23 protein-coding genes, 3 pseudogenes and 1 other annotated feature are annotated in these 24,264 nt (G+C 58.0%); of the genes and pseudogenes, 20 read left to right on the top strand and 6 right to left on the bottom strand.

All coding sequences use genetic code 11. The features are described from left to right. The first annotated feature begins 172 nt into the window (after positions 1 to 172). Positions 173 to 247, top strand: a sequence feature (ROSE (Repression Of Heat Shock gene Expression) occurs in the 5'-region of heat shock genes and acts as an RNA thermometer to modulate expression.). The 3 genes from ibpA to INF86_RS12475 all read left to right on the top strand — a co-directional run bounded on the left by ibpA (position 241) and on the right by INF86_RS12475 (position 3,050). Then, complete coding sequence (gene ibpA / locus INF86_RS12485; protein WP_003861094.1) at positions 241 to 651, top strand: small heat shock chaperone IbpA; 411 nt, start codon at positions 241 to 243, stop codon at positions 649 to 651. It overlaps the preceding feature by 7 nt. A 136-nt stretch (positions 652 to 787) precedes the next feature. Then, a complete protein-coding gene (ibpB, locus tag INF86_RS12480; RefSeq protein ID WP_022646539.1) occupies positions 788 to 1,216 on the top strand; it encodes a small heat shock chaperone IbpB in 429 nt (142 codons plus the stop codon). A 172-nt stretch (positions 1,217 to 1,388) separates the two neighbouring features. Continuing rightward, positions 1,389 to 3,050 carry a putative transporter gene (locus INF86_RS12475; protein ID WP_023305138.1) on the top strand — a complete coding sequence of 554 codons (1,662 nt, stop codon included), beginning with the start codon at positions 1,389 to 1,391 and terminating at the stop codon, positions 3,048 to 3,050. On the opposite strand, the gene INF86_RS12470 is transcribed toward INF86_RS12475, so the two are convergent. Continuing rightward, a complete protein-coding gene (locus INF86_RS12470; RefSeq protein ID WP_022646541.1) occupies positions 3,018 to 3,764 on the bottom strand; it encodes a GntR family transcriptional regulator in 747 nt (248 codons plus the stop codon). The two genes, INF86_RS12475 and INF86_RS12470, sit on opposite strands and share 33 nt — an antisense overlap. A 221-nt stretch (positions 3,765 to 3,985) precedes the next feature. On the opposite strand from INF86_RS12470, the gene INF86_RS12465 reads away from it, so the two are divergent. The 4 genes from INF86_RS12465 to INF86_RS12450 all read left to right on the top strand — a co-directional run bounded on the left by INF86_RS12465 (position 3,986) and on the right by INF86_RS12450 (position 7,704). Further along, positions 3,986 to 5,608, top strand: a complete 1,623-nt coding sequence (locus INF86_RS12465) for an alpha-glucoside-specific PTS transporter subunit IIBC (protein WP_063150655.1) — start codon at positions 3,986 to 3,988, stop codon at positions 5,606 to 5,608. Then, entirely contained in the window at positions 5,605 to 6,927 is a 1,323-nt protein-coding gene (locus tag INF86_RS12460) for a 6-phospho-alpha-glucosidase (RefSeq protein WP_038414984.1), read from the top strand. The genes INF86_RS12465 and INF86_RS12460 overlap by 4 nt, the downstream gene beginning before the upstream one ends. Before the next feature lie 92 nt (positions 6,928 to 7,019). Continuing rightward, positions 7,020 to 7,367, top strand: a complete 348-nt coding sequence (locus INF86_RS12455) for a YidH family protein (protein WP_022646544.1) — start codon at positions 7,020 to 7,022, stop codon at positions 7,365 to 7,367. Next, positions 7,357 to 7,704: a DUF202 domain-containing protein gene (locus INF86_RS12450; protein WP_022646545.1), complete on the top strand. Its 348-nt coding sequence runs from the start codon at positions 7,357 to 7,359 to the stop codon at positions 7,702 to 7,704. The genes INF86_RS12455 and INF86_RS12450 overlap by 11 nt, the downstream gene beginning before the upstream one ends. 32 nt (positions 7,705 to 7,736) lie before the next feature. On the opposite strand, the gene dsdA is transcribed toward INF86_RS12450, so the two are convergent. Beyond that, on the bottom strand, positions 7,737 to 9,023 hold the full coding sequence (gene dsdA, locus INF86_RS12445) for a D-serine ammonia-lyase (RefSeq protein ID WP_193543578.1): 1,287 nt from the start codon (positions 9,021 to 9,023) through the stop codon (positions 7,737 to 7,739). Positions 9,024 to 9,120: 97 nt separating this feature from the next. Here dsdA and INF86_RS12440 point away from each other — a divergent pair. Further along, positions 9,121 to 10,206: pseudogene (locus tag INF86_RS12440) on the top strand (cellulase family glycosylhydrolase); the annotation flags it as partial. Here the strand turns inward: INF86_RS12440 and emrD are convergent. The 4 genes and pseudogenes from emrD to tisB form a co-directional block, all read right to left on the bottom strand. Continuing rightward, positions 10,112 to 11,296, bottom strand: a complete 1,185-nt coding sequence (gene emrD / locus INF86_RS12435; RefSeq protein WP_193543577.1) for a multidrug efflux MFS transporter EmrD — start codon at positions 11,294 to 11,296, stop codon at positions 10,112 to 10,114. The pseudogene INF86_RS12440 and the gene emrD overlap by 95 nt on opposite strands. Before the next feature lie 175 nt (positions 11,297 to 11,471). Continuing rightward, positions 11,472 to 11,890: pseudogene (locus INF86_RS12430) on the bottom strand (EamA family transporter). 62 nt (positions 11,891 to 11,952) lie between these two features. Beyond that, the gene (locus tag INF86_RS12425; RefSeq protein ID WP_023298965.1) at positions 11,953 to 12,399 is read right to left on the bottom strand and encodes a GNAT family N-acetyltransferase; all 447 of its coding nucleotides are present in this window, start codon (positions 12,397 to 12,399) and stop codon (positions 11,953 to 11,955) included. 64 nt (positions 12,400 to 12,463) lie between these two features. Then, positions 12,464 to 12,553, bottom strand: a complete 90-nt coding sequence (gene tisB, locus INF86_RS12420; RefSeq protein ID WP_022646551.1) for a type I toxin-antitoxin system toxin TisB — start codon at positions 12,551 to 12,553, stop codon at positions 12,464 to 12,466. 486 nt (positions 12,554 to 13,039) lie between these two features. Between tisB and INF86_RS12415 the strand changes: the two are divergent. The 12 genes and pseudogenes from INF86_RS12415 to nepI all read left to right on the top strand — a co-directional run bounded on the left by INF86_RS12415 (position 13,040) and on the right by nepI (position 24,210). Then, positions 13,040 to 13,354: pseudogene (locus INF86_RS12415) on the top strand (type II toxin-antitoxin system HigB family toxin). Next, positions 13,351 to 13,770 (top strand): type II toxin-antitoxin system HigA family antitoxin, encoded by a 420-nt coding sequence (locus INF86_RS12410; RefSeq protein WP_193543576.1) that lies wholly within the window; start codon positions 13,351 to 13,353, stop codon positions 13,768 to 13,770. Before INF86_RS12415 ends, INF86_RS12410 begins: the two are co-directional and overlap by 4 nt. A 146-nt stretch (positions 13,771 to 13,916) precedes the next feature. Continuing rightward, positions 13,917 to 14,015, top strand: a complete 99-nt coding sequence (gene ivbL, locus INF86_RS12405; RefSeq protein ID WP_057979964.1) for an ilvB operon leader peptide IvbL — start codon at positions 13,917 to 13,919, stop codon at positions 14,013 to 14,015. Between the two features lie 106 nt (positions 14,016 to 14,121). Then, positions 14,122 to 15,810, top strand: coding sequence for an acetolactate synthase large subunit (ilvB, locus tag INF86_RS12400; protein ID WP_193543575.1), 1,689 nt, complete (start codon positions 14,122 to 14,124; stop codon positions 15,808 to 15,810). Between the two features lie 3 nt (positions 15,811 to 15,813). After that, the gene (gene ilvN / locus INF86_RS12395) at positions 15,814 to 16,101 is read left to right on the top strand and encodes an acetolactate synthase small subunit (RefSeq protein WP_015570113.1); all 288 of its coding nucleotides are present in this window, start codon (positions 15,814 to 15,816) and stop codon (positions 16,099 to 16,101) included. A 125-nt stretch (positions 16,102 to 16,226) separates the two neighbouring features. Next, on the top strand, positions 16,227 to 16,820 hold the full coding sequence (gene uhpA, locus INF86_RS12390; RefSeq protein ID WP_022646555.1) for a transcriptional regulator UhpA: 594 nt from the start codon (positions 16,227 to 16,229) through the stop codon (positions 16,818 to 16,820). After that, entirely contained in the window at positions 16,817 to 18,322 is a 1,506-nt protein-coding gene (uhpB, locus tag INF86_RS12385; RefSeq protein ID WP_032626673.1) for a signal transduction histidine-protein kinase/phosphatase UhpB, read from the top strand. The genes uhpA and uhpB overlap by 4 nt, the downstream gene beginning before the upstream one ends. Continuing rightward, complete coding sequence (locus tag INF86_RS12380; protein ID WP_022646557.1) at positions 18,315 to 19,625, top strand: MFS transporter; 1,311 nt, start codon at positions 18,315 to 18,317, stop codon at positions 19,623 to 19,625. The genes uhpB and INF86_RS12380 overlap by 8 nt, the downstream gene beginning before the upstream one ends. 132 nt (positions 19,626 to 19,757) lie before the next feature. Continuing rightward, positions 19,758 to 21,149 (top strand): hexose-6-phosphate:phosphate antiporter, encoded by a 1,392-nt coding sequence (uhpT, locus tag INF86_RS12375; RefSeq protein ID WP_193543574.1) that lies wholly within the window; start codon positions 19,758 to 19,760, stop codon positions 21,147 to 21,149. Positions 21,150 to 21,310: 161 nt separating this feature from the next. Then, positions 21,311 to 22,315, top strand: a complete 1,005-nt coding sequence (locus INF86_RS12370) for an alpha/beta fold hydrolase (protein WP_193543573.1) — start codon at positions 21,311 to 21,313, stop codon at positions 22,313 to 22,315. Positions 22,316 to 22,466: 151 nt separating this feature from the next. Continuing rightward, positions 22,467 to 22,919: a DUF1198 domain-containing protein gene (locus tag INF86_RS12365; protein WP_014830062.1), complete on the top strand. Its 453-nt coding sequence runs from the start codon at positions 22,467 to 22,469 to the stop codon at positions 22,917 to 22,919. Between the two features lie 100 nt (positions 22,920 to 23,019). Beyond that, the gene (gene nepI / locus INF86_RS12360) at positions 23,020 to 24,210 is read left to right on the top strand and encodes a purine ribonucleoside efflux pump NepI (protein WP_023298972.1); all 1,191 of its coding nucleotides are present in this window, start codon (positions 23,020 to 23,022) and stop codon (positions 24,208 to 24,210) included. The last annotated feature ends 54 nt before the right edge of the window (positions 24,211 to 24,264 follow it).

Genomic DNA, 24,264 nt, shown 5'->3' with positions numbered 1-24,264 from the left:
TCAAAACTCCCGCACTGTGGTCGCCATCGCAATTTAACCCTTTGTGCTGTGCCCCTGAGTCTATGCGACAACCAGCAAAGTGCAAAAAAATCTCACATCAACAGGCTTGAAAAGGCCGTATCCAGACCCATTTTAAGAATGTAACCCGATAACGGACACGCCTGATGGGTGTTCGGGGAAGCAGAAGCCTGTCCATGGTGGAAGGCTACATTTTCTCGCTGATTCCAGGAGTTTTTATCTATGCGTAATTTCGATCTCTCTCCGCTATACCGTTCTGCCATTGGTTTTGATCGTCTGTTCAACCACTTAGAAAACAACCAGAGCCAGAGCAACGGCTATCCTCCTTACAACGTTGAATTGGTTGACGAAAACCACTATCGCATTGCGATTGCTGTCGCCGGTTTCGCAGAGAGCGAACTGGAGATCACCGCGCAGGACAATCTGCTGGTGGTGAAAGGCTCCCATGCGGGCGAGCAGAAAGAACGAACCTACCTCTACCAGGGCATCGCAGAGCGCAACTTTGAACGCAAGTTCCAGCTGGCTGAGAACATCCACGTCAAGGGCGCGAACCTGGTGAACGGCCTGCTGTTTATCGAGCTGGAACGTGTGATTCCGGAAGAGAAAAAACCGCGTCGTATCGAAATCAATTAATTAAGCGGGTCGCGGCTGCGGCCCACCTGAAATTGCTTGCCGTAAAGGGAGCATATGCGAATCCGTAAGGGTTTGCAGGTACAACTGCGCACAAAAATAAACTGTGCCGAACTCGCTTCTCAGAAGGAGATTTAGTATGCGTAACTATGATTTTTCCCCCCTGCTGCGTCAGTGGATCGGTTTTGACAAACTGGCTAACGCGCTGCAAAGCGCAACCGAACAGCAGACGTTTCCGCCGTACAACATCGAAAAAAGCGATGATAACCACTACCGCATCACGCTTGCGCTGGCCGGGTTCCGTCAGGAAGATCTCGACATCCAGCTTGAGGGTACGCGCCTGACCGTTAAAGGGTCACCGGAAAAACCTGACACCGAGACCAAATGGTTGCATCAGGGGCTTGTCACTCAGCCGTTTAGCCTGAGCTTTACCCTGGCAGACCATATGGAAGTTTCTGGCGCGACGTTCACTAACGGGCTGCTGAATATTGACCTCACCCGTAACGTGCCGGAAGCTATCGCGCCGCAGCGCATCGCCATTAGCGACAGGCCGGCGTTAAACAGTTAACAAACCCGCCGAAACTGTAGGTCGGGTTAGGCGCAGCCGCCACCCGACAACGCTCACAGACCGCACAAGGCCCTGCCCCGGCAGGGCTTTTTTGTGCGCCATCGCCCATACAACCGCCGCCAGCTCTGAGAGAATCCCTGTTATAACTAAGGTTATACACAGGATGTGGAACATGAGTGATATCGCGTTAACCGTCAGCGTGTTGGCCCTTGTCGCGGTAGTGGGGCTATGGCTGGGGAATATCAAAATCCGCGGCGTCGGGTTTGGGATTGGCGGAGTGCTTTTCGGCGGGATTTTTGTCGGCCATTTTGCCGACCAGCTTGGGTGGGTGCTCAGCGCCGATATGCTGCATTTCATCCAGGAGTTCGGCCTGATCCTCTTTGTGTATACCATCGGTATTCAGGTGGGGCCGGGCTTCTTCGCTTCCCTGCGCGTCTCCGGTTTACGCCTTAATCTCTTTGCCTTCGGCATCGTCGTGATGGGTGGGCTGGTCACCGCCATTCTGCACAAACTCTTCGCTATTCCGCTGCCCGTCGTGCTGGGCATCTTCTCCGGCGCCGTAACCAATACGCCCGCGCTCGGGGCGGGCCAGCAAATTCTGCGCGATCTGGGTATCCCTGCTGATGTCGTCGATCAGATGGGGATGAGCTACGCCATGGCCTATCCGTTTGGCATTTGCGGTATTTTGCTCTCCATGTGGCTGGTGCGCGTGCTGTTCCGCATTAACGTCGAGCAGGAGGCGAAAGAGCATGAAAGCACGCTGACCAACGGCCATGCGCTCATTAAAACCATCAACATTCGCGTCGAAAACCCTAACCTGAATAATATGGCGATACAGGATGTTCCCATTCTGAACAGCGCGACCATTATCTGTTCACGCCTGAAACGTGACGACACGCTGATGGTGCCTTCACCTGACACCCTCATTCAGCACGGCGATCTCCTGCATCTGGTAGGGCAACCGGCGGATTTAAACAATGCCCGGCTGGTGATTGGTCAGGAGGTGGATACCTCGCTCTCAACCCGTGGAACGGACATGCGCGTGGAGCGCGTGGTAGTGACCAATGAGAAGGTTCTGGGCAAGAAAATACGCGATTTGCAGGTAAAAGAGCGTTATGACGTGGTGATCTCCCGGCTTAACCGCGCCGGTGTCGAGCTGGTGGCCAGCCAGGATGCCAGCCTGCAATTCGGTGATATTCTCAACCTCGTCGGGCGTCCTTCATCTATTGATGCCGTAGCGAACATGGTGGGCAACGCCCAGCAAAAACTCCAGCAGGTGCAGATGCTGCCGGTCTTTATCGGCGTCGGGCTTGGCGTCATGCTTGGCTCCATCCCCCTGTACGTGCCCGGCTTCCCGGTAGCACTGAAGCTGGGGCTGGCAGGCGGGCCGCTCATTATGGCGCTGATCCTCGGGCGTATCGGCTCCATCGGTAAGCTCTACTGGTTTATGCCGCCGAGCGCTAACCTGGCGCTGCGGGAGTTGGGCATCGTGCTGTTTCTGGCGGTGGTGGGGCTGAAATCCGGTGGCGATTTTGTCGATACTCTGGTGAACGGCGAAGGGATGAGCTGGGTAGGCTACGGCGTATTCATTACCGCCATCCCGCTGATAACGGTCGGATTACTGGCGCGTATGTTCGCTAAAATGAACTATCTCACGCTGTGCGGCATGCTGGCCGGTTCCATGACCGATCCGCCCGCGCTGGCGTTCGCCAATAACCTGCACGCCACCAGCGGCGCGGCGGCGTTGTCCTACGCCACGGTCTATCCGCTGGTGATGTTTTTGCGCATTATCACCCCGCAACTACTGGCGGTGCTGTTCTGGGGGATGGGCTAATAAGTCTTCCGGGTGGATACGCCGCAGATGGTAGTCCACCTGGTAATCGCTGGTGTTCCGGAACATCACGGAATAGTTGAGGAACTCGCCGCTGTCGCTGTAGGAAAGAGAGGTGATGCGCAGCAGCGGCGTCTGTTCCGGCAGATTCATATAACCGGCCAGCTGTTTATCTGCCAGCACTGGCGTCAGGCTCTCGTAGTTGCCGCTAATGGTGATCCCGCACTCCTTCTCGATGTAATCAAACTTAGACCCTTCGAGATGCGCCAGGGAAAGATTGCGGAACAGCTTCACCGGCATAAAGCTGTCCTCCAGCATCAGCGGTTTTCCGTCCACGTAACGCACCCGCCTTGAAAAATAGATCCGCTCATCAACCTGAATCCGCAGCTGGCTGGCGATGGCGGGCGGCGCGGGCATCACTTCAAACTGCAACACCTTGCTCTGCACTTCTTTCCCCTGCTGGCGCAGTACCTCCACCAGCCCGGTCAGGTTAGTCGTTTCATGATGAACGTCTTTGCGCGCCACGAACGTCCCGCTGCCGTGTCGACGTTCAACCAGCCCCCAGCTTACCAGCAGATCCAATGCCTTGCGGATGGTCATCCGGGCTACGCCAAACTCCTTTGCCAGCGCTTTTTCGCCGGGTAACGGGCTGCCAATGTTGTAGTCCGACGAATTGAGCCGTAGCCGCAATCTGTCGGCAATAGATTTGTAGATCACCTGTAGACCTCTGCTCGCCCGTTATGGCGTGAATTACGTCTTAACTTGTCCATATTTGCTATCAAAAGTAGACCTGATTGGTCAAATTAAAACCATGAATGCGATCACGAATCGCAGCGGCACGCCATGTTCCCGCATCAGTAACTTCTTATGCTCACCTCAGGCCAGTAAAAAATCATAAAGGCCTCTACCCCTACAGGTTGTTTCATGAGGATTTAAAAATGCTCAGTCAAATACAACGTTTTGGCGGCGCCATGTTCACCCCGGTTTTACTGTTTCCCTTTGCCGGGATCGTGGTCGGGATCGCCATCATGCTTCGCAACCCGCTGTTTGTCGGCGAAGCTTTAACGGCCCCCGATCATCTGTTCGCGCAGATTGTTCACATCATCGAAGAGGGCGGCTGGGCGGTGTTCCGCAATATGCCGCTGATTTTTGCTGTCGGCTTACCGATTGGCCTGGCAAAGCAGGCGCAGGGCCGCGCCTGTCTGGCGGTGCTGATTAGCTTTCTGACCTGGAACTACTTTATCAACGCGATGGGGATGACCTGGGGTCACTTCTTTGGCGTCGACTTCTCTGCTGAACCCACTGCTGGCAGCGGGCTGGCGATGATTGCCGGAATCAAAACGCTTGATACCAGCATCATCGGGGCGATTATCATTTCCGGGCTCGTCACCGCCATCCACAACCGATTTTTCGACAAGCCGTTGCCAGTCTTCCTGGGGATTTTCCAGGGTACCTCGTTTGTCGTTATCCTCGCGTTCTTCGTGATGATGCCCTGCGCCTGGCTGACGCTGCTGGGCTGGCCGAAAGTGCAGATGGGCATTGAGTCCCTGCAGGCTTTCCTGCGCTCTGCCGGTGCGCTCGGCGTATGGGTCTATACCTTCCTGGAACGCATTCTGATCCCAACCGGATTGCACCACTTCGTCTACGGTCCGTTTATCTTCGGCCCGGCGGCGGTAGAGGGCGGCATTCAGGTCTACTGGGCGCAGCACCTGCAGGAATTCAGCCAGAGCACTGTGCCGCTGAAAACACTGTTCCCTGAAGGCGGCTTCGCCCTGCACGGCAATTCGAAAGTGTTTGGCTCGGTCGGGATTGCGCTGGCGATCTGGTACACCGCGTCGCCGGAAAACCGCGTCAAGGTTGCGGGGCTGCTGGTTCCGGCCACGCTTACCGCCGTGCTGGTGGGTATTACCGAACCGCTGGAGTTCACCTTCCTGTTTATCTCGCCGTTGCTGTTTGCCATCCACGCCGTGCTGGCCGCAACGATGGCGACGGTGATGTATACCTTCGGGGTGGTGGGGAACATGGGGGGCGGTCTGCTGGACCAGTTCCTGCCGCAAAACTGGATCCCGATGTTCCATAACCACGCCTCGACGGTATTCACCCAGATTGGCATCGGCCTCTGCTTCACCGCTCTCTATTTCGTGGTCTTCAGGACGCTTATCGAACGTCTGAATCTAAAAACGCCGGGCCGGGAAGAGAGCGAAATCAAGCTCTACAGCAAGGCCGACTATAAGGCGGCGCGTGGGCAAACCACCGCCCCGGCAGCAGCCAGCCAGCAAGTCGGACAGGCCGCTGGGTTCTTACAGGCGCTCGGCGGCGCAGCAAATATCGAAAGTATCAATAACTGCGCCACCCGCCTGCGTATCGCCCTGGTGGATATGACGAAAACCCAAAGCGACGACGTCTTCAAAGCCCTGGGCGCACACGGTGTGGTGCGACGCGGCAACGGCATTCAGGTGATTGTCGGTCTGCACGTTCCTCAGGTGCGCGACCAGCTGGAATCGCTGATGAAAACCCCTTTAACAAACGAACAAACCACTCTGACAGAGGCTATATCATGAAAAAATTCTCAGTTGTTATTGCAGGCGGCGGCAGTACATTCACGCCTGGTATCGTCCTGATGCTGTTAGCCAACCGTGACCGTTTCCCGCTGCGTGCGCTGAAGTTCTATGACAATGACGGAGCACGTCAGGAGGTTATCGCGGAGGCGTGCAAAATCATCCTCAGGGAGCAGGCGCCTGAGATTGAATTTAGTTACACCACCGATCCGAAAGCAGCCTTTACCGATGTGGATTTCGTGATGGCGCATATTCGCGTGGGCAAATACCCGATGCGTGAAAAAGATGAAAAAATCCCGCTGCGCCACGGCGTGCTGGGCCAGGAAACGTGCGGGCCGGGCGGCATCTCCTACGGCATGCGCTCCATCGGCGGCGTGCTTGAGCTGGTAGATTATATGGAGCAGTACTCCCCGAACGCGTGGATGCTGAACTACTCCAACCCGGCGGCGATTGTCGCGGAAGCCACGCGCCGCCTGCGTCCGAACGCGAAAATCCTCAACATCTGCGACATGCCGATCGGCATTGAAGGCCGTATGGCGCAAATCGTCGGCCTGAAAGATCGCAAAGAGATGCGCGTGCGCTACTACGGTCTGAACCACTTCGGCTGGTGGACGTCGATTGAAGATCTGAACGGAAACGATCTGATGCCGAAACTGCGCGAATACGTGGCGAAAAACGGTTATGTTCCACCTTCGGAAGATGCGCATACTGAAGCGAGCTGGAACGATACCTTCGCCAAGGCCAAAGACGTACAGGCGCTGGATCCGGACACCATGCCGAACACCTACCTGAAGTATTACCTGTTCCCGGACTATGTGGTCGCCCATTCCAACCCGGAGCGTACCCGCGCCAATGAAGTGATGGATCACCGTGAGAAGCATGTATTCAGTTCATGCCGGGCGATTATCGAAGCCGGTCATTCTTCTGCCGGTGAACTGGAAATCGACGAACATGCATCGTACATCGTCGATCTGGCGACCGCGATTGCCTTTAATACCCAGGAACGCATGTTGCTGATTGTGCCTAACAATGGGGCTATCCATAATTTTGACGCCGACGCGATGGTAGAAATTCCGTGTCTGGTCGGCCACAACGGACCGGAGCCGCTGACCGTGGGTGATATTCCGCACTTCCAGAAAGGGCTCATGAGCCAGCAGGTGGCGGTGGAAAAACTGGTGGTGGACGCCTGGGAGCAGCGCTCGTATCAGAAACTCTGGCAGGCGATTACCCTGTCGAAAACCGTACCGAGCGCATCGGTGGCGAAGGCGATTCTGGACGATCTGATTGAAGCTAATAAGGATTACTGGCCAGAGCTGCACTAATCTTTCTGACCGGCATCGCCAGATGCCGGTCTCCTTGTCCTGGCTGAATTACGCTATGCTGAAGCCTGCATGCTGCACGACAAGGAACCTTCATGAACATTTCCCGCCTCGGTGAAGCGCCGGACTACCGCTTCTCACTGGCTAACGAACGCACGTTCTTAGCGTGGATCCGCACCGCCCTGGGCTTTCTGGCCGCAGGCGTTGGCCTTGATCAGCTCGCCCCCGATTTTGCCACTCCGTTGATTCGCGAAGTGCTGGCCCTGCTGCTGTGCCTGATTGCCGGCGTGCTGGCGATTTATGGCTATCTGCGCTGGCTGAGAAATGAAAAGGCGATGCGTCTGAAGCAGGATCTCCCCTACACGCGCGGTTTGATCATCATCAGTACGATTTTGCTGATGGTTGCGGGCGTAGTGATGTTACTGGTGCTGTATGCCGGATAGCCGCAAAGCGCGGCGGGAAGCGGACCCCGGGCTTCAGCCGGAGCGAACCTCGCTGGCCTGGCTGCGCACGCTGCTGGGGTATGGTGCGTTGATCGCGCTTGCCATTAAGCACAACTGGCACCGCACGGGGGCGCCATTCTGGATCTCCATTGTTGTGCTGGCGCTGGTAGCCATCATTTTATGGCGCTACACCCGCAGTCGTAACCTGATGGACGTGGCGCAGAGCGACTTTGTACAGCCGAAGGCGGTGCGGGATAAGTTCCTTATCGCCCTGGCCGTGCTGTCGCTGTCACTGCTGTTTGCGGTCACCCACATTCAACAAATTTTGCACCTGTAGGTCGGGTAAGGCGCAGCCGCCACCCGGCATATTTACTTCCCTTTCGCTAAATATTTCGCCATCTCGTCTTCCGGCACCATGCCGCCGCCGGTCGCCCAGACCAGGTGTGTAGTGTTAGCATTCGCCGTTATGCGTACCGGCCCGGCCATCCCCGCCAGCGCCGACGGCTCCAGACAAATGCCTTCTTCCTGCGCCAGCCAGCCGAGCAGGTCGTACATGCTTTGATCGGAGAGGGTATAGAACCCGTCAAGCAGACGCTCCATCGCGCGGCCCACGAAGCCAGACGCGCGACCTACCGCCAGACCGTCCGCCGCCGTCACGTTATCAATACCCAGATCCTGCACGGCGATTTCATCGTGCAGCCCGGTGTAAACGCCCAGCAGCATGCACGGGGAGTGCGTGGGCTCGGCGAAGAAACAGTGGACGTTATCGCCAAAGGCCAGCTTCAGGCCAAACGCTACGCCGCCAGGCCCGCCGCCGACGCCGCACGGCAGATAAACGTTCAGAGGATGTTCAGCATCCACCGCGCGCCCCTGCGCGGCAAACTGCGCTTTCAGGCGCTCACCTGCAACCGCGTAGCCCAGGAACAGCGTGCGTGAGTTCTCATCGTCAATAAAGAAACAGTTTGGATCGCTTTCCGCCGCTTTGCGCCCTTGCTCCACCGCCACGCCATAATCCTGCTCATATTCCACGACGATCGCGCCGTGGCTGCGCAGTTTGGCTTTCTTCCACTCGCGGGCGTCTGCGGACATATGCACCGTGACCTTAAAGCCGATGCGCGCGCTCATAATGCCGATGGACATCCCCAGGTTGCCGGTTGAACCCACCGCGATGCTGTACTGGCTGAAGAAGGCTTTAAAGCGTGGCTCCAGCAGGATGCTGTAGTCATCTTCAACGCTCACCAACCCGGCTTTCAGCGCCAGTTTTTCCGCGTGGGCCAGCACCTCATAGATACCGCCGCGCGCTTTAATGGAGCCGGAAATCGGCAGATGGCTGTCTTTTTTCAGCAGCAGCGTGCCTGGAATGGCCTTGCCGGACTCTTTCTCCAGCCGCTTTTGCATCGCCGGGATCGCGACCAGTTCGGATTCGATAATCCCGCCCGTTGCCGCCGTTTCCGGGAAGGCTTTCGCCAGATACGGCGCGAAGCGTTTCAGGCGCGCATGCGCGTCGTCCACGTCGGCTTTGGTCAGCCCGACATATGGCAACCCTTCCGCCAGCGTCGTGGTGTTCGGATTAAGCCAGGTGATCTCTTTCAGGGCAATCAAATCCGCCAGCAGCGGAAACCGGTCAATGAGGCCGGTCAGGTCAGTCGTTTTCATAATCTGTCTCAGAATTTAGTTCGTTTTGACTCTACACCAATTGTGAAAAAGCATGCTAAATACAGAGTAAAGCATTTGATTATTTGCAAGGGGCGTCGTGTTAAAGCCGTTAATTGTCACCGTGTTAGCGCTCGCTTCCGGCTGGGCCTGTGCCGCTGAGCCACCCCTGACGGCTGCCCGTTACGCGCAGATGTTGGGCGTCGGAATGGATGTCGACTGGGCCCGCACCGAGCGCGGTATACGCGAATTCGACCCGTTGGTGGTCCGTGATTTCCAGGCGAAAGGCATACATCATGTCCGTATTCGGGTGGCGGGCGAACCGACGGAAGCGCGGTTGATTCACCTGCGTAAGCTGGTGGAGGCTTGCGAGCAATACGGCGTCATCCCCATCATCGCTTATCAGGCCGATGAATATAAAAACGACCCGAAAGCGGATACCGAAAAAGCGGTGATCAACTGGTGGATTGCCGTGGCGCACTATTTTGGTCAGCGCTCGCCGTTGCTGGGGTTTGACCTGATCTACGAACCGGCGGACAAGCTCAACCACAACGTTGCTTCGCTCAACCGGGTGTATGAGAAAGCGATCAAAGACATTCACGCCATTGATGCCAGCCGCATGATTTTTATCGCCCCTCGTCTGCGCGCCGCGCCGGAGGATTTATCCAGCCTGAAGCTGCCCGCACACAGCCAGAATTACCTGCTGGCGGAATGGCATATTTTCCCCTGGGGTCCGCTGAAAACGAACGGCAAATACCCGTGGACGTCCGGAACCGCGGCTGAGAAAGCGGCTATCCGTAACCGAATCAATGCCGCGCTGCACTGGCAGCAAAAAACCGGGCACGTTAGCTGGGTCGGGGGCTGGGGCGTGGGGGAGTCAAACCACCTCACGCCAACCGCTTCGCAAATGGCCTTCGCCAACTATATGGCCTGCGAGCTGCAAAAGGCGAAAATCCCGTATGCGCTTAACGCGGACTTCCAGTTTTACGACGGGGAAGAGGGTGCCTGGCGGCCTGCGCCAGAGCCGTTATTACAGGCGATGATTGCGCCCGTGTGTGAAAAGCCCGGCGAGAAGCCGGGCCATCATGCGGTTAAACCGGCTGTTCGTGATGCGGGACGCGCGACGCCAGCGGCAGCCAGCACAGCAAAATCAGCAGCCCCATCAGGGTCATCAGCAGGCCCAAACTCGCCTGCCCGGTCTGCGGCATCATAGCCGAAAGCCAGGCCAGCGCGCCGGAACCGATATTCTGTAAACCGCCGACCAGGGCACCAGCGGTGCCCGCGAGGAACGGGAACGGCTCCATTGCGCCGCTGGTGGCGAGCGGGAACAGCATGCCCGCGCCGAAGAAGAACAGCGCCGCCGGGATGAGCAACGTCCAGACCGACATCACGTCAAACAGCCCCGGGATCCACATCATCAGCCCGGCCAGCAGACAGCTGATCACCGACTGCCACATCAGCGTAGAGAAGCGTTTGTTCGGACGTCCGGCGAACCATGCGCCGAAGAACGCCGCCGGGATCGGCAGAATAAACAAAATGCTCACCACCATGCTGCTCAGGCCAAGACCAGCGCCCAGCAGCACGCCGGAACAGGCTTCAAACACCGCAATGCCCGCCAGGCCGCCGATTAGCATCAACAGATAACAGGTAAACGACCCATTACCGAACAGCGTTTTGTAGCTGGCGATGAGCTTCGTGCGCGGCGCGTCCTGCGGACGTGTTTCCGGCATCCAGCGCGCCATGCTGAAGGTGACAATAATGCACAGCACCAGCAGGAAGGCGTAACAGGCGCGCCAGGACCAGACGGTGTCCAGCAGACCCCCAATCAGCGGGGCGAGCAGCGGGCTGACCAGAATGCCCATATTTAACAGACTGTTGGCGTGGCGAAGCTGGGTGCCCTGGTACATATCACGCGGCAGGGTACGCGCCATGACCCCGCCGACGCCGGTGCCCACGCCCTGGAGGGCGCTGGCGGCAATCAGGATGGTCAGGCTGTGCGTAATAATGGCAATCACCGTCGCCACCATGAAAATGCTCATGCCCACCAGAATGACCGGACGACGCCCGACGCGATCGGACAGGGGACCATAAACCAGCTGTGAAACGCCATAGGTCAGCAGGTAGGCTGCCATCACGCTCTGTACCGCACCTTCGCGGACGCTCAGATCTTTTGCCATATCGGCAATCGCCGGAATGTAGATGGTTTGCGCCATCTGCCCGACGGCCACCAGTAACACCAGCATCAACAATAAGTTCACGTTCCGTTGCTTTTTCATGTCGCTGAATACTTTTGCCAAAAGAGATAAATAAAGAATAAGTGACTACGCATTCCCATAAATGCGCGAGGAATCTACCACAGAGAGATGACAATTTAAGCATTACTGTGATGAATGACAGAAGGCGTGAAGGCAGGATTTGTAAACAAGATCGGCAACTAATGTTGCCAGCGAATTACGCCAGGCGCAGCAGGACCGCACCGGCTGCAATACCCAGCGCCGCCGCGATGCGCAGGCCCACAACCTTCTCTTTTAAAAGCACAAATGCGATGAATGCGCCGAAGAGAATAGAGGTTTCACGTAGTGCGGCGACCACCGCCAGCGGCGCCTGAGTCATCGCCCAGAGTGCCAGACCGTAAGATCCCATCGTCCCGACGCCGCCGAGCAGTGTAACGCACAGGAGACGAACAAATATGGCCAGCTTGCGGCAGTCGGCTGGGGCGAGAAGGGGAGTAAAATCAGCGCAATAAGCGCGGCTGAACCGCTGACCCCGATCGCCGAGTAGAGCTTGTCCGTTCCGGCTTTAATGATGGCGTTCCAGCTGGCATGCAGCAGTGCGGCGAACAGTAAAATGCAGAAAACGGTGATGGACATGGCGGATCGGTTGGTGAAATGTCATCCAACTGTAACATTCCCCCGTCGAGGCTGCCAGCCGCTTACACTGCGCAAAAAAGGCGGTGCGTCACCCGGGGCTCGTCTGACACCAGCCTGAAGCCCGCCCGATGATAAAATCCGTACGCGGTTTCCGGCGCATGGGTATTAAGAAAATCAAACCAGATGCTGGCATCCGCCATCACCACGGTCAAAAGTTGTTTTCCAATCCCCAGCCCACGGCACTTTTCGCTGACGTAGAGATGACGAATACGTCCGGCGCGCGGCTGCTGGCTGAATGGATCGCGATTTAGACCGCACACGCCCACCAGCCTGCCGTTAAGAAACGCACCCAGCAGCTTTTCACCCGGCGCGTTAAAGCGATTCTCACCGCGCTGCCAGTTCTCTTCCAGCCTGCGCAGCATATTGAAATTTAACGCGATACTCTCGGCCTTCAGGGCGATATAGCCCGGTTCATCAGGCGTAACAGGCTCAATTAACAGACGCGACATAGCATTCCCTCGTTATTAAAGAGGGGCGGTTGCCCGCCCCTCTCAGGTGCGACTTGAACCTGAATCACTTAACGTATTTCAGGACAGCATCAAGCAGTTGCAATACAGCAACAATGAGTTTGAGGACAAGTATGACCATATCCACGACGCTCATACGCGTCTCCTTTTGGTTAAAAGGAGCACGATGCTGGCGTACCTTTCCGCCGCCTGTGGCCAGCACCTGGATTGACGTAACACAGTGTGCTCACTTCAGGGGTTAAGGCACTGACGGCACCACCCGTTTCAGCCAGGACTTCGTTGCGCCGGTAAACTGCGGCCCCCTCGCTCACTGCGAACACCCTCAGTATAGATAAATACTGTATGCATGAACAGTATTTTATGGACAAATTTTGGAAGGCGATCCATACTCAAAAACGTCAAAATCCGTGCCGGAATTGCGCGTTCGTCTTCGATCGCGTATACTTTTTGCGTTGACGTAACACAGTGTGTTCTGCGGCGACCAACCGCAAAACCCTGATAAAAACCTCGCTTAGGCGGGGTTTTTTGTTTTCTGACGAAGTGAAAATAGTATCCTCCGTTGACTTATTGGCAATAGGTGTTATCGTTGCCATAATGGCAACGGACGCGGCAGGCAAGCAGGATGCATTTAATCTCAATGAAGGCAATTTTGGATGCGGTAAGCCAGTTCCCGCAATACAGAGAAGAGCTTCTCTTTTTAGGACGAGTTATTTAAAAGAGCCACTGCCCGACGCCCGCTGCACTGAGAAAACTTTTCCCAACGCTGGATAACTTCAAGTATCTTGATAAGCATTATGTTATTGATATTGCAAATAACAATCTCAGAGTAGTGGCTCTCATATTCTTTGAAAGCCAAAAGTTTTATGTGCGCCATGTTTTTACTCATAAGGAATATGACCGTTTTACGGAGAAACATCGCACTAAGGGGAAGAAATGATGATCGTCGCTGATGCAATGAAAGCTACGCACGCCCTTGTTGCGGCCGTTCCTTTACTGGGTGAACAGCCGAGCGAGAAAGATTATAAGGATGCGCTTGAGCTGGTTGAGTATCTCCTTATGAACGAGCCCAATAGCCCCTTGCTGGATATTGTTTGCGCCAGAATTAGCCATTACGAAGCTAATCGGCCAGAGATAGTCGCATTACGCAAGGAGATGGAGTCCGTTCCCGTCGGAATTGCAGTTTTGAGAACCTTGATGGATCAATACAATCTGACGATATCGGATTTTACGGATGAAATTGGTAGTAAATCGATGGTTTCACGGGTTCTGAATGGTCAGAGACAGCTTACTCTGAACCATATTAAAAAGCTGGCGGCCAGATTTGGGGTATCACCTGCGCTATTTATTGAGTGAGTAAAAACCCTTTATTGAGTGTCATCGCCCAACAAACGAAACGTGATCCCTGACGCATTTTTGGGCAGTTGAAAATATTTCCATTGTCACATCCGAAAACCTGTGTTTGTATAAATTCTATCAATGATTCCAAACACAGGTCCCCAATGACTTCATCCATCTTCACTTCGACCCTACTAAAAACTGCGCAACCTGCCGCAGTGGTCGTCGTGCGTGTGGTGGTGGTCGTCGGCAATGCGCCGTAGGGACTGGATCAACACACGAATCCAAAACCCCGCCGGCGCAAACCGGGCGGGGTTTTTCGTTTAAGAGCCTCCCCGGAAAGTCGGCCCAGAAGAAAAGGACTGGAGCATGGCAAGTTCGGGCACAACATCCACAAAAACGCGTTTCACCGGCGCGCAGCTGATTGTTCATTTACTGGAACGACAGGGCATCACCACCGTTGCGGGCATCCCGGGTGGGACCGTGCTGCCGCTGTACGATGCGTTAAGCCAAAGTACACAGATCCGCCACGTGCTGGCGCGTCACGAGCAGGGCGCAGGCTTTATCGCTCAGGGCATGGCGCGTACCCAGGGCAAACCGGCGGTGTGTATGGCCTGTAGCGGGCCGGGCGCCACTAACCTGGTCACCGCCATCGCCGACGCGCGTCTCGACTCCATTCCGCTGATCTGCATTACCGGCCAGGTGCCGTCCTCGATGATCGGTACCGATGCGTTCCAGGAAGTGGATACCTACGGCATCTCTATCCCCATCACCAAACATAACTATTTAGTTCGCGACATCGCAGAGCTTCCTCAGGTTATCAGCGATGCGTTCCGCATTGCGCAGTCTGGCCGCCCGGGCCCGGTGTGGATAGACATTCCTAAGGATGTCCAGACCGCAGAGATCGAGATCGACGTGTTGCCGGAGCCGGGCGAGCGTGCCCCCGCGCCGGAGTTCAGCGCTGAGAGCGTGCGCGACGCCGCCGCCATGATTAACGCCGCCAAACGTCCGGTGCTCTATCTGGGCGGCGGGGCGATTAACGCCGCGGATGAAATCCGCCAGTTTGCGGAAAAAGCCAACCTGCCTACCACCATGACCCTGATGGCGCTCGGCATGCTGCCAAAAGCGCACCCGCTCTCTCTCGGCATGCTGGGCATGCACGGCGCGCGCAGCACCAACTACATCCTGCAAGAGGCGGATTTGCTGATTGTTATGGGGGCGCGTTTTGATGACCGGGCGATTGGCAAAACCGAGGAGTTCTGCCCGAACGCCAAAATCATTCATGTGGATATCGACCGCGCCGAGCTGGGTAAAATCAAGCAGCCGCACGTGGCGATTCAGGGCGACGTGGCCGAGGTGCTGGCACAGCTGATCCCACAGACGGAGGCAAACGACCGCGCCGACTGGCGCCAGCTGGTAGCCGATCTGCAACGCGAGTTCCCGGGCGCTATCCCAACCGAGGGCGACCCGCTGAGCCACTATGGCCTTATCAACGCCGTTGCCGCCTGCGTGGATGACAGCGCGATTATCACCACCGACGTCGGCCAGCATCAGATGTGGACCGCCCAGGCGTATCCGCTTAACCGCCCGCGCCAGTGGCTGACCTCCGGCGGCCTTGGCACCATGGGCTTCGGCCTGCCAGCAGCGGTTGGCGCGGCGCTCGCCAACCCGGACCGTAAGGTGATCTGCTTCTCCGGTGACGGCAGCCTGATGATGAACATTCAGGAGATGGCCACCGCAGCCGAAAACCAGTTAGACGTCAAAATCATTCTGATGAACAACGAGGCGCTGGGCCTGGTACACCAGCAGCAGAGCCTGTTCTATAAGCAGGGCGTGTTTGCGGCGACCTATCCGGGGATGATCAACTTCATGCAGATTGCCGCTGGTTTTGGCCTGCACACCTGCGATCTGAACGCCGAAGAAGATGCCCACGCGGCGTTGCAGGATGCGATTTCTCGCCCTGGCCCGGCGCTGATCCACGTGCGTATCGACGCGCAACAAAAAGTGTATCCGATGGTGCCGCCGGGTGCGGCCAATACTGAGATGGTGGGGGAATAAGCCATGCAGAAACAATGTGATAATGTCATTCTGGAACTCACCGTCCGCAACCACCCTGGCGTCATGACCCACGTCTGCGGGCTGTTTGCCCGACGGGCGTTTAACGTGGAAGGCATTCTGTGCCTGCCGATTCAGGGCAGCGAGCACAGCCGCATCTGGCTACTGGTGAACGACGATCAGCGTCTGGAGCAGATGATGGCGCAGATCGACAAGCTGGAAGATGTCACCAAAGTGGCACGCAACCAGTCCGATCCCACCATGTTTAACAAAATTGCGGTGTTTTTCGAGTAAATCACTTAAGGTAAAAGGCTTTTGCCGGATGGCGCTGCGCTTATCCAGCCTGCAAGGACGTTACACGTAGGCCGGATAAGGCGTTTACGCCGCCATCCGGCGTGTTCACGCATCAGGATCAAACCATGACCACCATCGCCCTTATCGACGACCACCTTATCGTCCGCTCCGGCTTTGCCCAGCTTTTAAACCTCGAACCGGATTTTCAGGTCGTGGCCGAGTTTGGCTCCGGTCGCGAGGCGCTGGCGGGCCTGCCGGGACGCGGGGTGCAGGTCTGTATCTGCGACATCTCAATGCCGGATCTCTCCGGGCTGGAGCTGTTAAGCCAGCTGCCGAAAGGGATGGCGACCATTATGCTCTCGGTCCACGACAGCCCGGCGCTGGTCGAGCAGGCGCTCAACGCGGGCGCGCGCGGCTTCCTCTCTAAACGCTGTAGCCCCGACGAGCTGATTGCCGCCGTGCGCACCGTCTCCACCGGCGGCTGCTACCTGACGCCGGATATCGCCATCAAGCTGGCGGCGGGACGGCAGGATCCGCTCACCAGACGCGAGCGTCAGGTGGCAGAGAAACTTGCCCAGGGCATGTCGGTGAAAGAGATTGCCGCGGAGCTGGATCTGTCCCCGAAAACCGTGCACGTTCATCGCGCCAACCTGATGGAAAAACTCAACGTCAGTAACGATGTCGAGCTGGCGCGCCGTATGTTTGACAGCTGGCAATGAGCCCCGTTTTTTCACGGCTGATCGCCGTCGTCGCCAGCTTTTTTATCTTCTCCGCCGCATGGTTCTGCCTGTGGAGCATCAGCCTGCATCTGGTGGAACGCCCGGAGCTGGCGGTGCTGCTGTTCCCCTTTGGCCTGCGTCTGGGACTGATGCTTCAGTGCCCGCGCGGCTACTGGCCCGTTTTGCTGGGCGCAGAGTGGCTGATGCTGATCTGGCTGGCGCAGGAAGTGGCGCTGGCGCATCTGCCCTTATTGATGACCGGAAGCCTGCTCACGCTTATCCCGGTCGCCCTGATTTCCCGCTACCGTCACCAGCGCGACTGGCGCACGCTGCTGCGTCAGGGGGCGGCGCTGATTGCCGCCGCGCTGTTGCAGTCCCTGCCGTGGGTGGGCGAAAAGGAGGTGCTCAACGCCCTGCTGCTGACCCTCACCGGCGGCCTGACGCTGGCACCGACCTGCCTGGTTTTCTGGCATTACCTTACCAGCACCGTCTGGCAGCCGCTCGGCCCGGCGCTGGTCTCCCAGCCGGTGAACTGGCGCGCCCGGCACCTGATCTGGTATCTGCTGCTGTTTGTGGTGAGCCTGTGGTTGCAGCTTGGTCTGCCCGCTGAATTATCACGCTTCACGCCGTTTTGTCTGGCGCTGCCGATCATCGCCCTCGCCTGGCACTACGGCTGGCAGGGGGCGCTGATCGCGACCCTGATGAACGCCATCGCGCTGATCGCCAGCCAGACCTGGCACGATCATCCGGTAGATCTGTTGCTCTCGCTGCTGGCCCAGAGCCTGACCGGGCTGCTGCTGGGGGCGGGCATCCAGCGTCTGCGCGAGCTGAACCAGTCTCTGCAAGCCGAGCTGGCGCGCAATCGCCGTCTGGCGGAGCGTCTGCTGGAGACGGAAGAGAGCGTGCGCCAGGAGGTCGCCCGCGAGCTGCACGATGACATCGGTCAGACCATCACCGCCATCCGCACCCAGGCGGGCATTGTCCAGCGCCTGGCGGCAGAAAACGCGGGTGTGAAGCAGGGCGGGGCGCATATCGAACAGCTTTCGCTGGGTGTCTATGACTCCGTTCGCCGCCTGTTAGGACGGCTGCGCCCGCGCCAGCTTGACGATCTGTCCCTGGAGCAGGCGGTGCGTTCCCTGATGCGCGAGATGGAGCTGGAAAGCCGCGGGATAGTCAGCCATCTCGACTGGCGCATCAATGAAGCTATCCTGAGCGAAGGTCAGCGCGTGACGCTGTTCCGCGTCTGTCAGGAGGGGCTGAACAACATCGTCAAACACGCCAGTGCCAGCGCGGTCACGATCCAGGGCTGGCAGCAGGACGAGCGCCTGATGCTGGTGATTGAAGACGACGGCTGCGGCCTGCCGCCGGGATCCGGCCAACAGGGCTTTGGCCTGGCGGGCATGCGCGAGCGCGTGAAGGCGCTGGGCGGCACGCTGACGATCTCCTGCACCCACGGGACGCGCGTCAGCGTCAGTTTGCCGTTAAGGACGTACCATGTTTAAAACCCCGGCCAGCGCCGCCCCGCTAGGCAACAAAGCGGAAATCGACGCCCGCTATCGCTACTGGCGACGTCATATCCTGGTCACTATCTGGCTCGGCTACGCGCTGTTCTACTTCACCCGCAAAAGCTTCAACGCCGCCGCGCCGGAGATCCTCGCCAGCGGCGTGATGGCGCGCACCGACATCGGCCTGCTGGCGACGCTGTTTTACATCACCTACGGTCTGTCGAAGTTCTTCTCCGGCATCGTCAGCGACCGCTCCAATGCGCGCTATTTCATGGGCGTTGGGCTGATCGCCACCGGCGTGGTGAACATCCTGTTTGGCTTCTCCACCTCGCTCTGGGCCTTCGCCCTGCTGTGGGCGCTGAACGCCTTCTTCCAGGGCTGGGGCGCGCCGGTCTGCGCCCGCCTGCTGACCGCCTGGTACTCACGCAACGAGCGCGGCGGCTGGTGGGCGATATGGAATACCGCGCATAACGTTGGCGGAGCGCTGATCCCGATGGTGGTGGGGGCTGCCGCGCTGCACTACGGCTGGCGTGCGGGGATGATGATTGCCGGTAGCCTCGCGATTGTCGCCGGGCTGTTCCTCTGCTGGCGCCTGCGCGACAGGCCGCAAACCGTCGGCCTTCCACCGGTGGGCGACTGGCGGCACGACGAGATGGAGATCGCCCAGCAGCAGGAGGGGGCCGGGCTGTCCCGCCAGCAGATCCTCACCAAATACGTACTGAAAAACCCCTACATCTGGCTGCTGTCGCTCTGCTACGTGCTGGTCTACGTGGTGCGCGCGGCCATCAACGACTGGGGCAACCTGTACATGTCCGAGACGCTCGGTGTGGATCTGGTGACCGCCAACTCGGCAGTGACCATGTTTGAACTGGGCGGGTTTATCGGCGCGCTGGTGGCGGGCTGGGGCTCGGACAAGCTCTTCAACGGCAACCGCGGGCCGATGAACCTGATCTTCGCCGCCGGTATTTTGCTCTCCGTCGGCTCGCTGTGGCTGATGCCGTTCGCCAGCTACGTGATGCAGGCGGCGTGCTTCTTCACCATCGGTTTTTTCGTCTTTGGCCCGCAGATGCTGATCGGCATGGCGGCGGCAGAGTGCTCCCACAAAGAGGCGGCAGGCGCGGCGACGGGCTTTGTCGGGCTGTTTGCCTACCTCGGCGCATCGCTCTCCGGCTGGCCGCTGGCGCGGGTGATCGACATCTGGCACTGGAGCGGGTTCTTCGCGGTGATCGCTATCGCGGCGGGCATCTCCGCCCTGCTGTTGCTGCCGTTTTTGCACGCGCAGGCACCGCGCGAAGCGTGACGCGCCTCACCTTTTGCTGCCGAGTCGCGCAAAACTAAGAAATTTTCCCGGTTTCACCTGGACGCTGTCTCAGGCATCTCTCCTGGCTGGTTTTTACAATGCTGCAAAAATCAGCTCAGGAGTAACTCAGTCATGCTGGCCTTCTTAAATCAGGTGCGCAAGCCGACCCTGGATCTGCCGCTCGACGTGCGGCGCAAAATGTGGTTCAAACCGTTCATGCAGTCCTATCTGGTGGTCTTCATCGGCTACCTGACTATGTACCTGATCCGCAAAAACTTTAACATCGCGCAGAACGACATGATCTCCACCTACGGGCTGAGCATGACGCAGTTGGGGATGATTGGCCTGGGCTTCTCCATCACCTATGGCGTGGGGAAAACCGTTGTTTCCTACTATGCGGACGGCAAAAACACCAAGCAGTTCCTGCCGTTTATGCTGATCCTCTCTGCCATCTGTATGCTCGGCTTCAGCGCCAGCATGGGCGCGGGCTCCGTCAGCCTGTTCCTGATGATCGCCTTTTACGCCCTGAGCGGTTTCTTCCAGAGCACCGGCGGGTCGTGCAGCTACTCCACCATCACCAAATGGACCCCGCGCCGCAAGCGTGGTTCGTACCTCGGCATGTGGAACATCTCCCACAACCTCGGCGGAGCGGGTGCGGCAGGCGTGGCGCTGTTCGGCGCGAACTACCTGTTCGACGGTCACGTCATCGGCATGTTTATCTTCCCGTCGATTATTGCCCTGATTGTTGGCTTTATCGGCCTGCGCTACGGCAGCGATTCCCCGGAATCGTACGGCCTCGGCAAAGCCGAAGAGCTGTTCGGGGAAGAGATCAGCGAAGAGGACAAAGAGACCGAAGAAAACGAGATGTCCAAATGGCAGATCTTTGTTGAGTACGTGCTGAAAAACAAAGTGATTTGGCTGCTCTGTTTCTCGAACATCTTCCTGTACGTGGTGCGCATTGGTATCGACCAGTGGTCCACCGTGTATGCCTTCCAGGAGCTGAAGCTTTCTAAAGAAGTGGCGATTCAGGGCTTCACCCTGTTTGAAGTGGGCGCGCTGGTCGGCACGCTGCTGTGGGGATGGCTCTCCGACCTCGCCAATGGCCGCCGCGCGCTGGTGGCCTGCGTCGCGCTGGCGCTGATTATCGCCACCCTTGGCGTCTACCAGCACGCCAGCAACCAGTACATTTACCTGGCGTCCCTGTTCGCGCTCGGCTTCCTGGTGTTTGGTCCGCAATTACTGATCGGTGTGGCGGCAGTGGGCTTCGTCCCGAAAAAAGCGATCGGCGCCGCCGATGGGATTAAGGGCACCTTCGCCTACCTGATCGGCGACAGCTTCGCAAAGCTGGGTCTGGGGATGATCGCCGACGGCACGCCGATTTTCGGCCTTACCGGCTGGGCGGGCACCTTCGCCGCGCTGGATGCCGCCGCGATTGGCTGTATCGTCCTGATGACGATGGTTGCGGTGCTGGAAGAGCGTAAGATCCGCCGTGAGAATCGTGCGCAGAAATTAAAAGTAGCCTGAGTGTGCAGGTAACTTCTTTGCCCGGTGTGTGATGCCGGGCTTTTTTATTTTGCACGGCCTACCTTTACTCCGCTTTACACACTCGCTCCTCTCTATGCTCTACAGTGTTTTTGCTGCCGCCTTTCGTGCAGCCTTAGCCCTTTTGCTAACGGAGAGCTTGCATGTTAACCCGACGATTGTCCTGCCTGGCGCTGCTGATGGCGCTGGCGTCCCCCGCAATGGCCGCGGATGCCCCCACCTACGGCGAGAAGCTGGAAGGTTTTGACTACGGCTGGCCGGTAAAACACTTTACCTTTACCTCGCAGAACCAGCCTCTGGATATGGCTTACCTGGACGTGAAACCGGAAAAACCCAACGGCCGCACCGTGGTGCTGATGCACGGCAAAAACTTCTGTGCTGGCACCTGGGACGGCACTATCCGCGCGCTGTCGGCCGGTGGGTATCGCGTGATCGCCCCTGACCAGATTGGTTTTTGTAAATCCACCAAGCCGGAGCATTACCAGTACACCTTCCAGCAACTGGCGGATAACACCCACGCGCTGCTGAAAACGCTGGGCGTCGAGCGCGTGACGGTTATAGGACATTCGACCGGCGGCATGCTGGCAACCCGCTATGCGTTGATGTGGCCGCACCAGGTAGAGCAGCTGGTGATGGTGAACCCGATTGGTCTGGAAGACTGGAAAGCGCGCGGCGTGCCGCATATTACGGTCGACCAGTGGTACCAGCGCGAGCTGAAAGTTAGCGCCGACGGTATTCGTCAGTACGAGAAAAACACCTACTACGCCGGGGAGTGGAAACCGGAGTACGAGCGCTGGGTCACCATGCTCGCCGGGCTGAACAACGGGCCGGGTAAAGCGCGCGTGGCGTGGAACTCGGCGCTGCTCTATGACATGATTTATACCCAGCCGGTTGTCTATGAATTTAGCGAGCTGAAGATGCCGGTATTATTGATGATCGGTACGAAGGACAATACCGCCATCGGGAAAGATCTCGCCCCGCCGGAGATCCGCAAGACGCTCGGCAATTACGCGGTGCTGGGCAAAGAGACGGCGAAGCGCATTCCGCACGCGACGCTGGTCGAGTTTAACGACATGGGCCACGCGCCGCAGATGCAGGATCCTGAACGTTTCCACGACGCGCTGCTGAAAGGGCTTCAGGCGCGCTGACGGGTCTCCAGCAACAGCCCGCGCAGCCACGCCTGCGCGGGATTGCTTTCATCGCAATTATCCAGCTTTTTTCGGTTCACTATTCTGGCCGTTCCCGCTGTTGACGCGCTGCGTTTCCCGCTATGATGGGCGGCTAGTCTAAGGAGAACGCATGGTCTGGATAATGCTGGCAACGCTTGCCGTGGTATTTGTGGTTGGATTTCGTGTCCTGACCTCAGACTCCCGCCGCGCCATCAAACGTTTAAGCGAGCGGCTGGGCATCACCCCGATGCCAGTCGAGTCGATGATCGATCAGTTCGGTAAAACGCCGGGCAATGAGTTTATCCGCTACCTTGAGCGCCCCGACGAGGCACATCTGCAAAATGCGGCGCAGGTGCTGCTCATCTGGCAGGTCTGCATTGTCGACGGCAGTGAAGAGAATCTGCATACCTGGCACCGTATGCTGCGTAAAGCCCGCCTTGCCGCACCCATTACCGATGCGCAAATTCGACTGGCACTTGGCTTTATGCGCGAAATGGAGCCCGATCCGCAGGAGCTGAACGCCTTCCAGCTGCGCTATAACCAGCTATTTCTGCCGGAAGAAGGTGTGTTTTATCTGCACTGATCCCCTCTAAAACCACAAAAGTTGTCAAATCGTTAAATCCGTCACACTTTTGATGATAAACTGCGCGACTTTTCCGCACGTTTTTATCTCAGGTGATGCCATGACAGAACATATCCAGCCCACGACTCCGCCGCAGGCCAAAGAGGTGTCTCGCCCCAACTGGTCGGCGGTTTTCTCCGTGGCATTTTGCGTCGCCTGCCTGATCACCGTTGAGTTTCTGCCGGTCAGCCTGCTGACGCCGATGGCGCAGGATCTGGGCATTTCCGAAGGCGTGGCGGGGCAGTCCGTTACCGTCACCGCTTTTGTGGCGATGTTCGCCAGCCTGTTTATCACCCAGGCGATTGGCACCATTGACCGTCGTAAAGTGGTCATTCTGTTCAGCGTGCTGCTGACGCTCTCCTGCCTGCTGGTCTCTTTCGCTGAAAGCTTCACCCTGCTGCTGCTGGGTCGCGCCTGCCTGGGGCTGGGGTTAGGCGGCTTCTGGGCGATGTCGGCCTCGCTGACCATGCGCCTGGTGCCCGCGCGCACCGTGCCAAAAGCGCTGTCCGTTATCTTCGGCGCGGTCTCTATTGCGCTGGTGATTGCCGCGCCGCTGGGCAGCTTCCTTGGTGGGATTATCGGCTGGCGTAACGTCTTTAACGCGGCGGCAGTGATGGGCGTGCTGTGCATTATCTGGGTGTGGAAAGCGCTACCGTCTCTGCCGGGTGAAGCGGCGCACCACAAACAGAACATGTTCGCGCTGCTCAAGCGTCCGGGCGTGCTGGCGGGGATGACCGCCATCTTCATGGCCTTTGCCGGGCAGTTTGCCTTCTTTACCTATATTCGCCCGGTGTATATGACCATGGCGGGCTTTGACGTGGATGGCCTGACGCTGGTGCTGCTGAGCTTCGGTATCGCCAGCTTCGTCGGCACCTCACTGTCGTCTCAGTTCCTGAAGCGCTCCCTGAAGGTGGCGCTGGCGGGTGCGCCGCTGGTGCTGGCGATCAGTGCCGCGGTGCTGGTGCTGTGGGGCAGCGACAAGTGGGTCGCATCGGCGATTGCGATTGTCTGGGGCTTTGCCTTTGCGCTGGTGCCGGTGGGCTGGTCGACGTGGATCACCCGCTCGCTTGCCGATCAGGCGGAAAAAGCCGGGTCGATTCAGGTGGCGGTGATCCAGCTGGCGAACACCTGCGGCGCGGCGGTGGGCGGCGTAGCGCTCGACCATCTGGGGCTGACGTCACCGCTGGTGATCTCCGGTACGCTGATGCTGCTGACCGCGCTGCTGGTGGCGGGGAAGGTTAAGGCGAAGTAGTCAATTTTCCCCCTCACCCTAACCCTCTCCCCGCAGGGGAGAGGGGACTGCTCG

It is taken from the genome of Enterobacter cloacae complex sp. I1M (assembly GCF_014982425.1).
GTDB lineage: Bacteria > Pseudomonadota > Gammaproteobacteria > Enterobacterales > Enterobacteriaceae > Enterobacter > Enterobacter intestinihominis.
The sequence above is the reverse complement of the archived record's forward strand: the minus strand, read 5'-3'. Positions and strand labels throughout refer to the sequence as shown.

Excerpts from the sequence above, each read along its gene's own strand:
- ibpA (WP_003861094.1), top strand. The coding sequence starts at position 241 with ATGCGTAATTTCGATCTCTCTCCGCTATACCGTTCTGCCATTGGTTTT.
- ibpB (WP_022646539.1), top strand. The coding sequence starts at position 788 with ATGCGTAACTATGATTTTTCCCCCCTGCTGCGTCAGTGGATCGGTTTT.
- INF86_RS12475 (WP_023305138.1), top strand. The coding sequence starts at position 1,389 with ATGAGTGATATCGCGTTAACCGTCAGCGTGTTGGCCCTTGTCGCGGTA.
- INF86_RS12465 (WP_063150655.1), top strand. The coding sequence starts at position 3,986 with ATGCTCAGTCAAATACAACGTTTTGGCGGCGCCATGTTCACCCCGGTT.
- INF86_RS12460 (WP_038414984.1), top strand. The coding sequence starts at position 5,605 with ATGAAAAAATTCTCAGTTGTTATTGCAGGCGGCGGCAGTACATTCACG.
- INF86_RS12455 (WP_022646544.1), top strand. The coding sequence starts at position 7,020 with ATGAACATTTCCCGCCTCGGTGAAGCGCCGGACTACCGCTTCTCACTG.
- INF86_RS12450 (WP_022646545.1), top strand. The coding sequence starts at position 7,357 with ATGCCGGATAGCCGCAAAGCGCGGCGGGAAGCGGACCCCGGGCTTCAG.
- dsdA (WP_193543578.1), bottom strand. The coding sequence starts at position 9,023 with ATGAAAACGACTGACCTGACCGGCCTCATTGACCGGTTTCCGCTGCTG.
- emrD (WP_193543577.1), bottom strand. The coding sequence starts at position 11,296 with ATGAAAAAGCAACGGAACGTGAACTTATTGTTGATGCTGGTGTTACTG.
- INF86_RS12425 (WP_023298965.1), bottom strand. The coding sequence starts at position 12,399 with ATGTCGCGTCTGTTAATTGAGCCTGTTACGCCTGATGAACCGGGCTAT.
- tisB (WP_022646551.1), bottom strand. The coding sequence starts at position 12,553 with ATGAGCGTCGTGGATATGGTCATACTTGTCCTCAAACTCATTGTTGCT.
- INF86_RS12410 (WP_193543576.1), top strand. The coding sequence starts at position 13,351 with ATGATGATCGTCGCTGATGCAATGAAAGCTACGCACGCCCTTGTTGCG.
- ivbL (WP_057979964.1), top strand. The coding sequence starts at position 13,917 with ATGACTTCATCCATCTTCACTTCGACCCTACTAAAAACTGCGCAACCT.
- ilvB (WP_193543575.1), top strand. The coding sequence starts at position 14,122 with ATGGCAAGTTCGGGCACAACATCCACAAAAACGCGTTTCACCGGCGCG.
- ilvN (WP_015570113.1), top strand. The coding sequence starts at position 15,814 with ATGCAGAAACAATGTGATAATGTCATTCTGGAACTCACCGTCCGCAAC.
- uhpA (WP_022646555.1), top strand. The coding sequence starts at position 16,227 with ATGACCACCATCGCCCTTATCGACGACCACCTTATCGTCCGCTCCGGC.
- uhpB (WP_032626673.1), top strand. The coding sequence starts at position 16,817 with ATGAGCCCCGTTTTTTCACGGCTGATCGCCGTCGTCGCCAGCTTTTTT.
- INF86_RS12380 (WP_022646557.1), top strand. The coding sequence starts at position 18,315 with ATGTTTAAAACCCCGGCCAGCGCCGCCCCGCTAGGCAACAAAGCGGAA.
- uhpT (WP_193543574.1), top strand. The coding sequence starts at position 19,758 with ATGCTGGCCTTCTTAAATCAGGTGCGCAAGCCGACCCTGGATCTGCCG.
- INF86_RS12370 (WP_193543573.1), top strand. The coding sequence starts at position 21,311 with ATGTTAACCCGACGATTGTCCTGCCTGGCGCTGCTGATGGCGCTGGCG.
- INF86_RS12365 (WP_014830062.1), top strand. The coding sequence starts at position 22,467 with ATGGTCTGGATAATGCTGGCAACGCTTGCCGTGGTATTTGTGGTTGGA.
- nepI (WP_023298972.1), top strand. The coding sequence starts at position 23,020 with ATGACAGAACATATCCAGCCCACGACTCCGCCGCAGGCCAAAGAGGTG.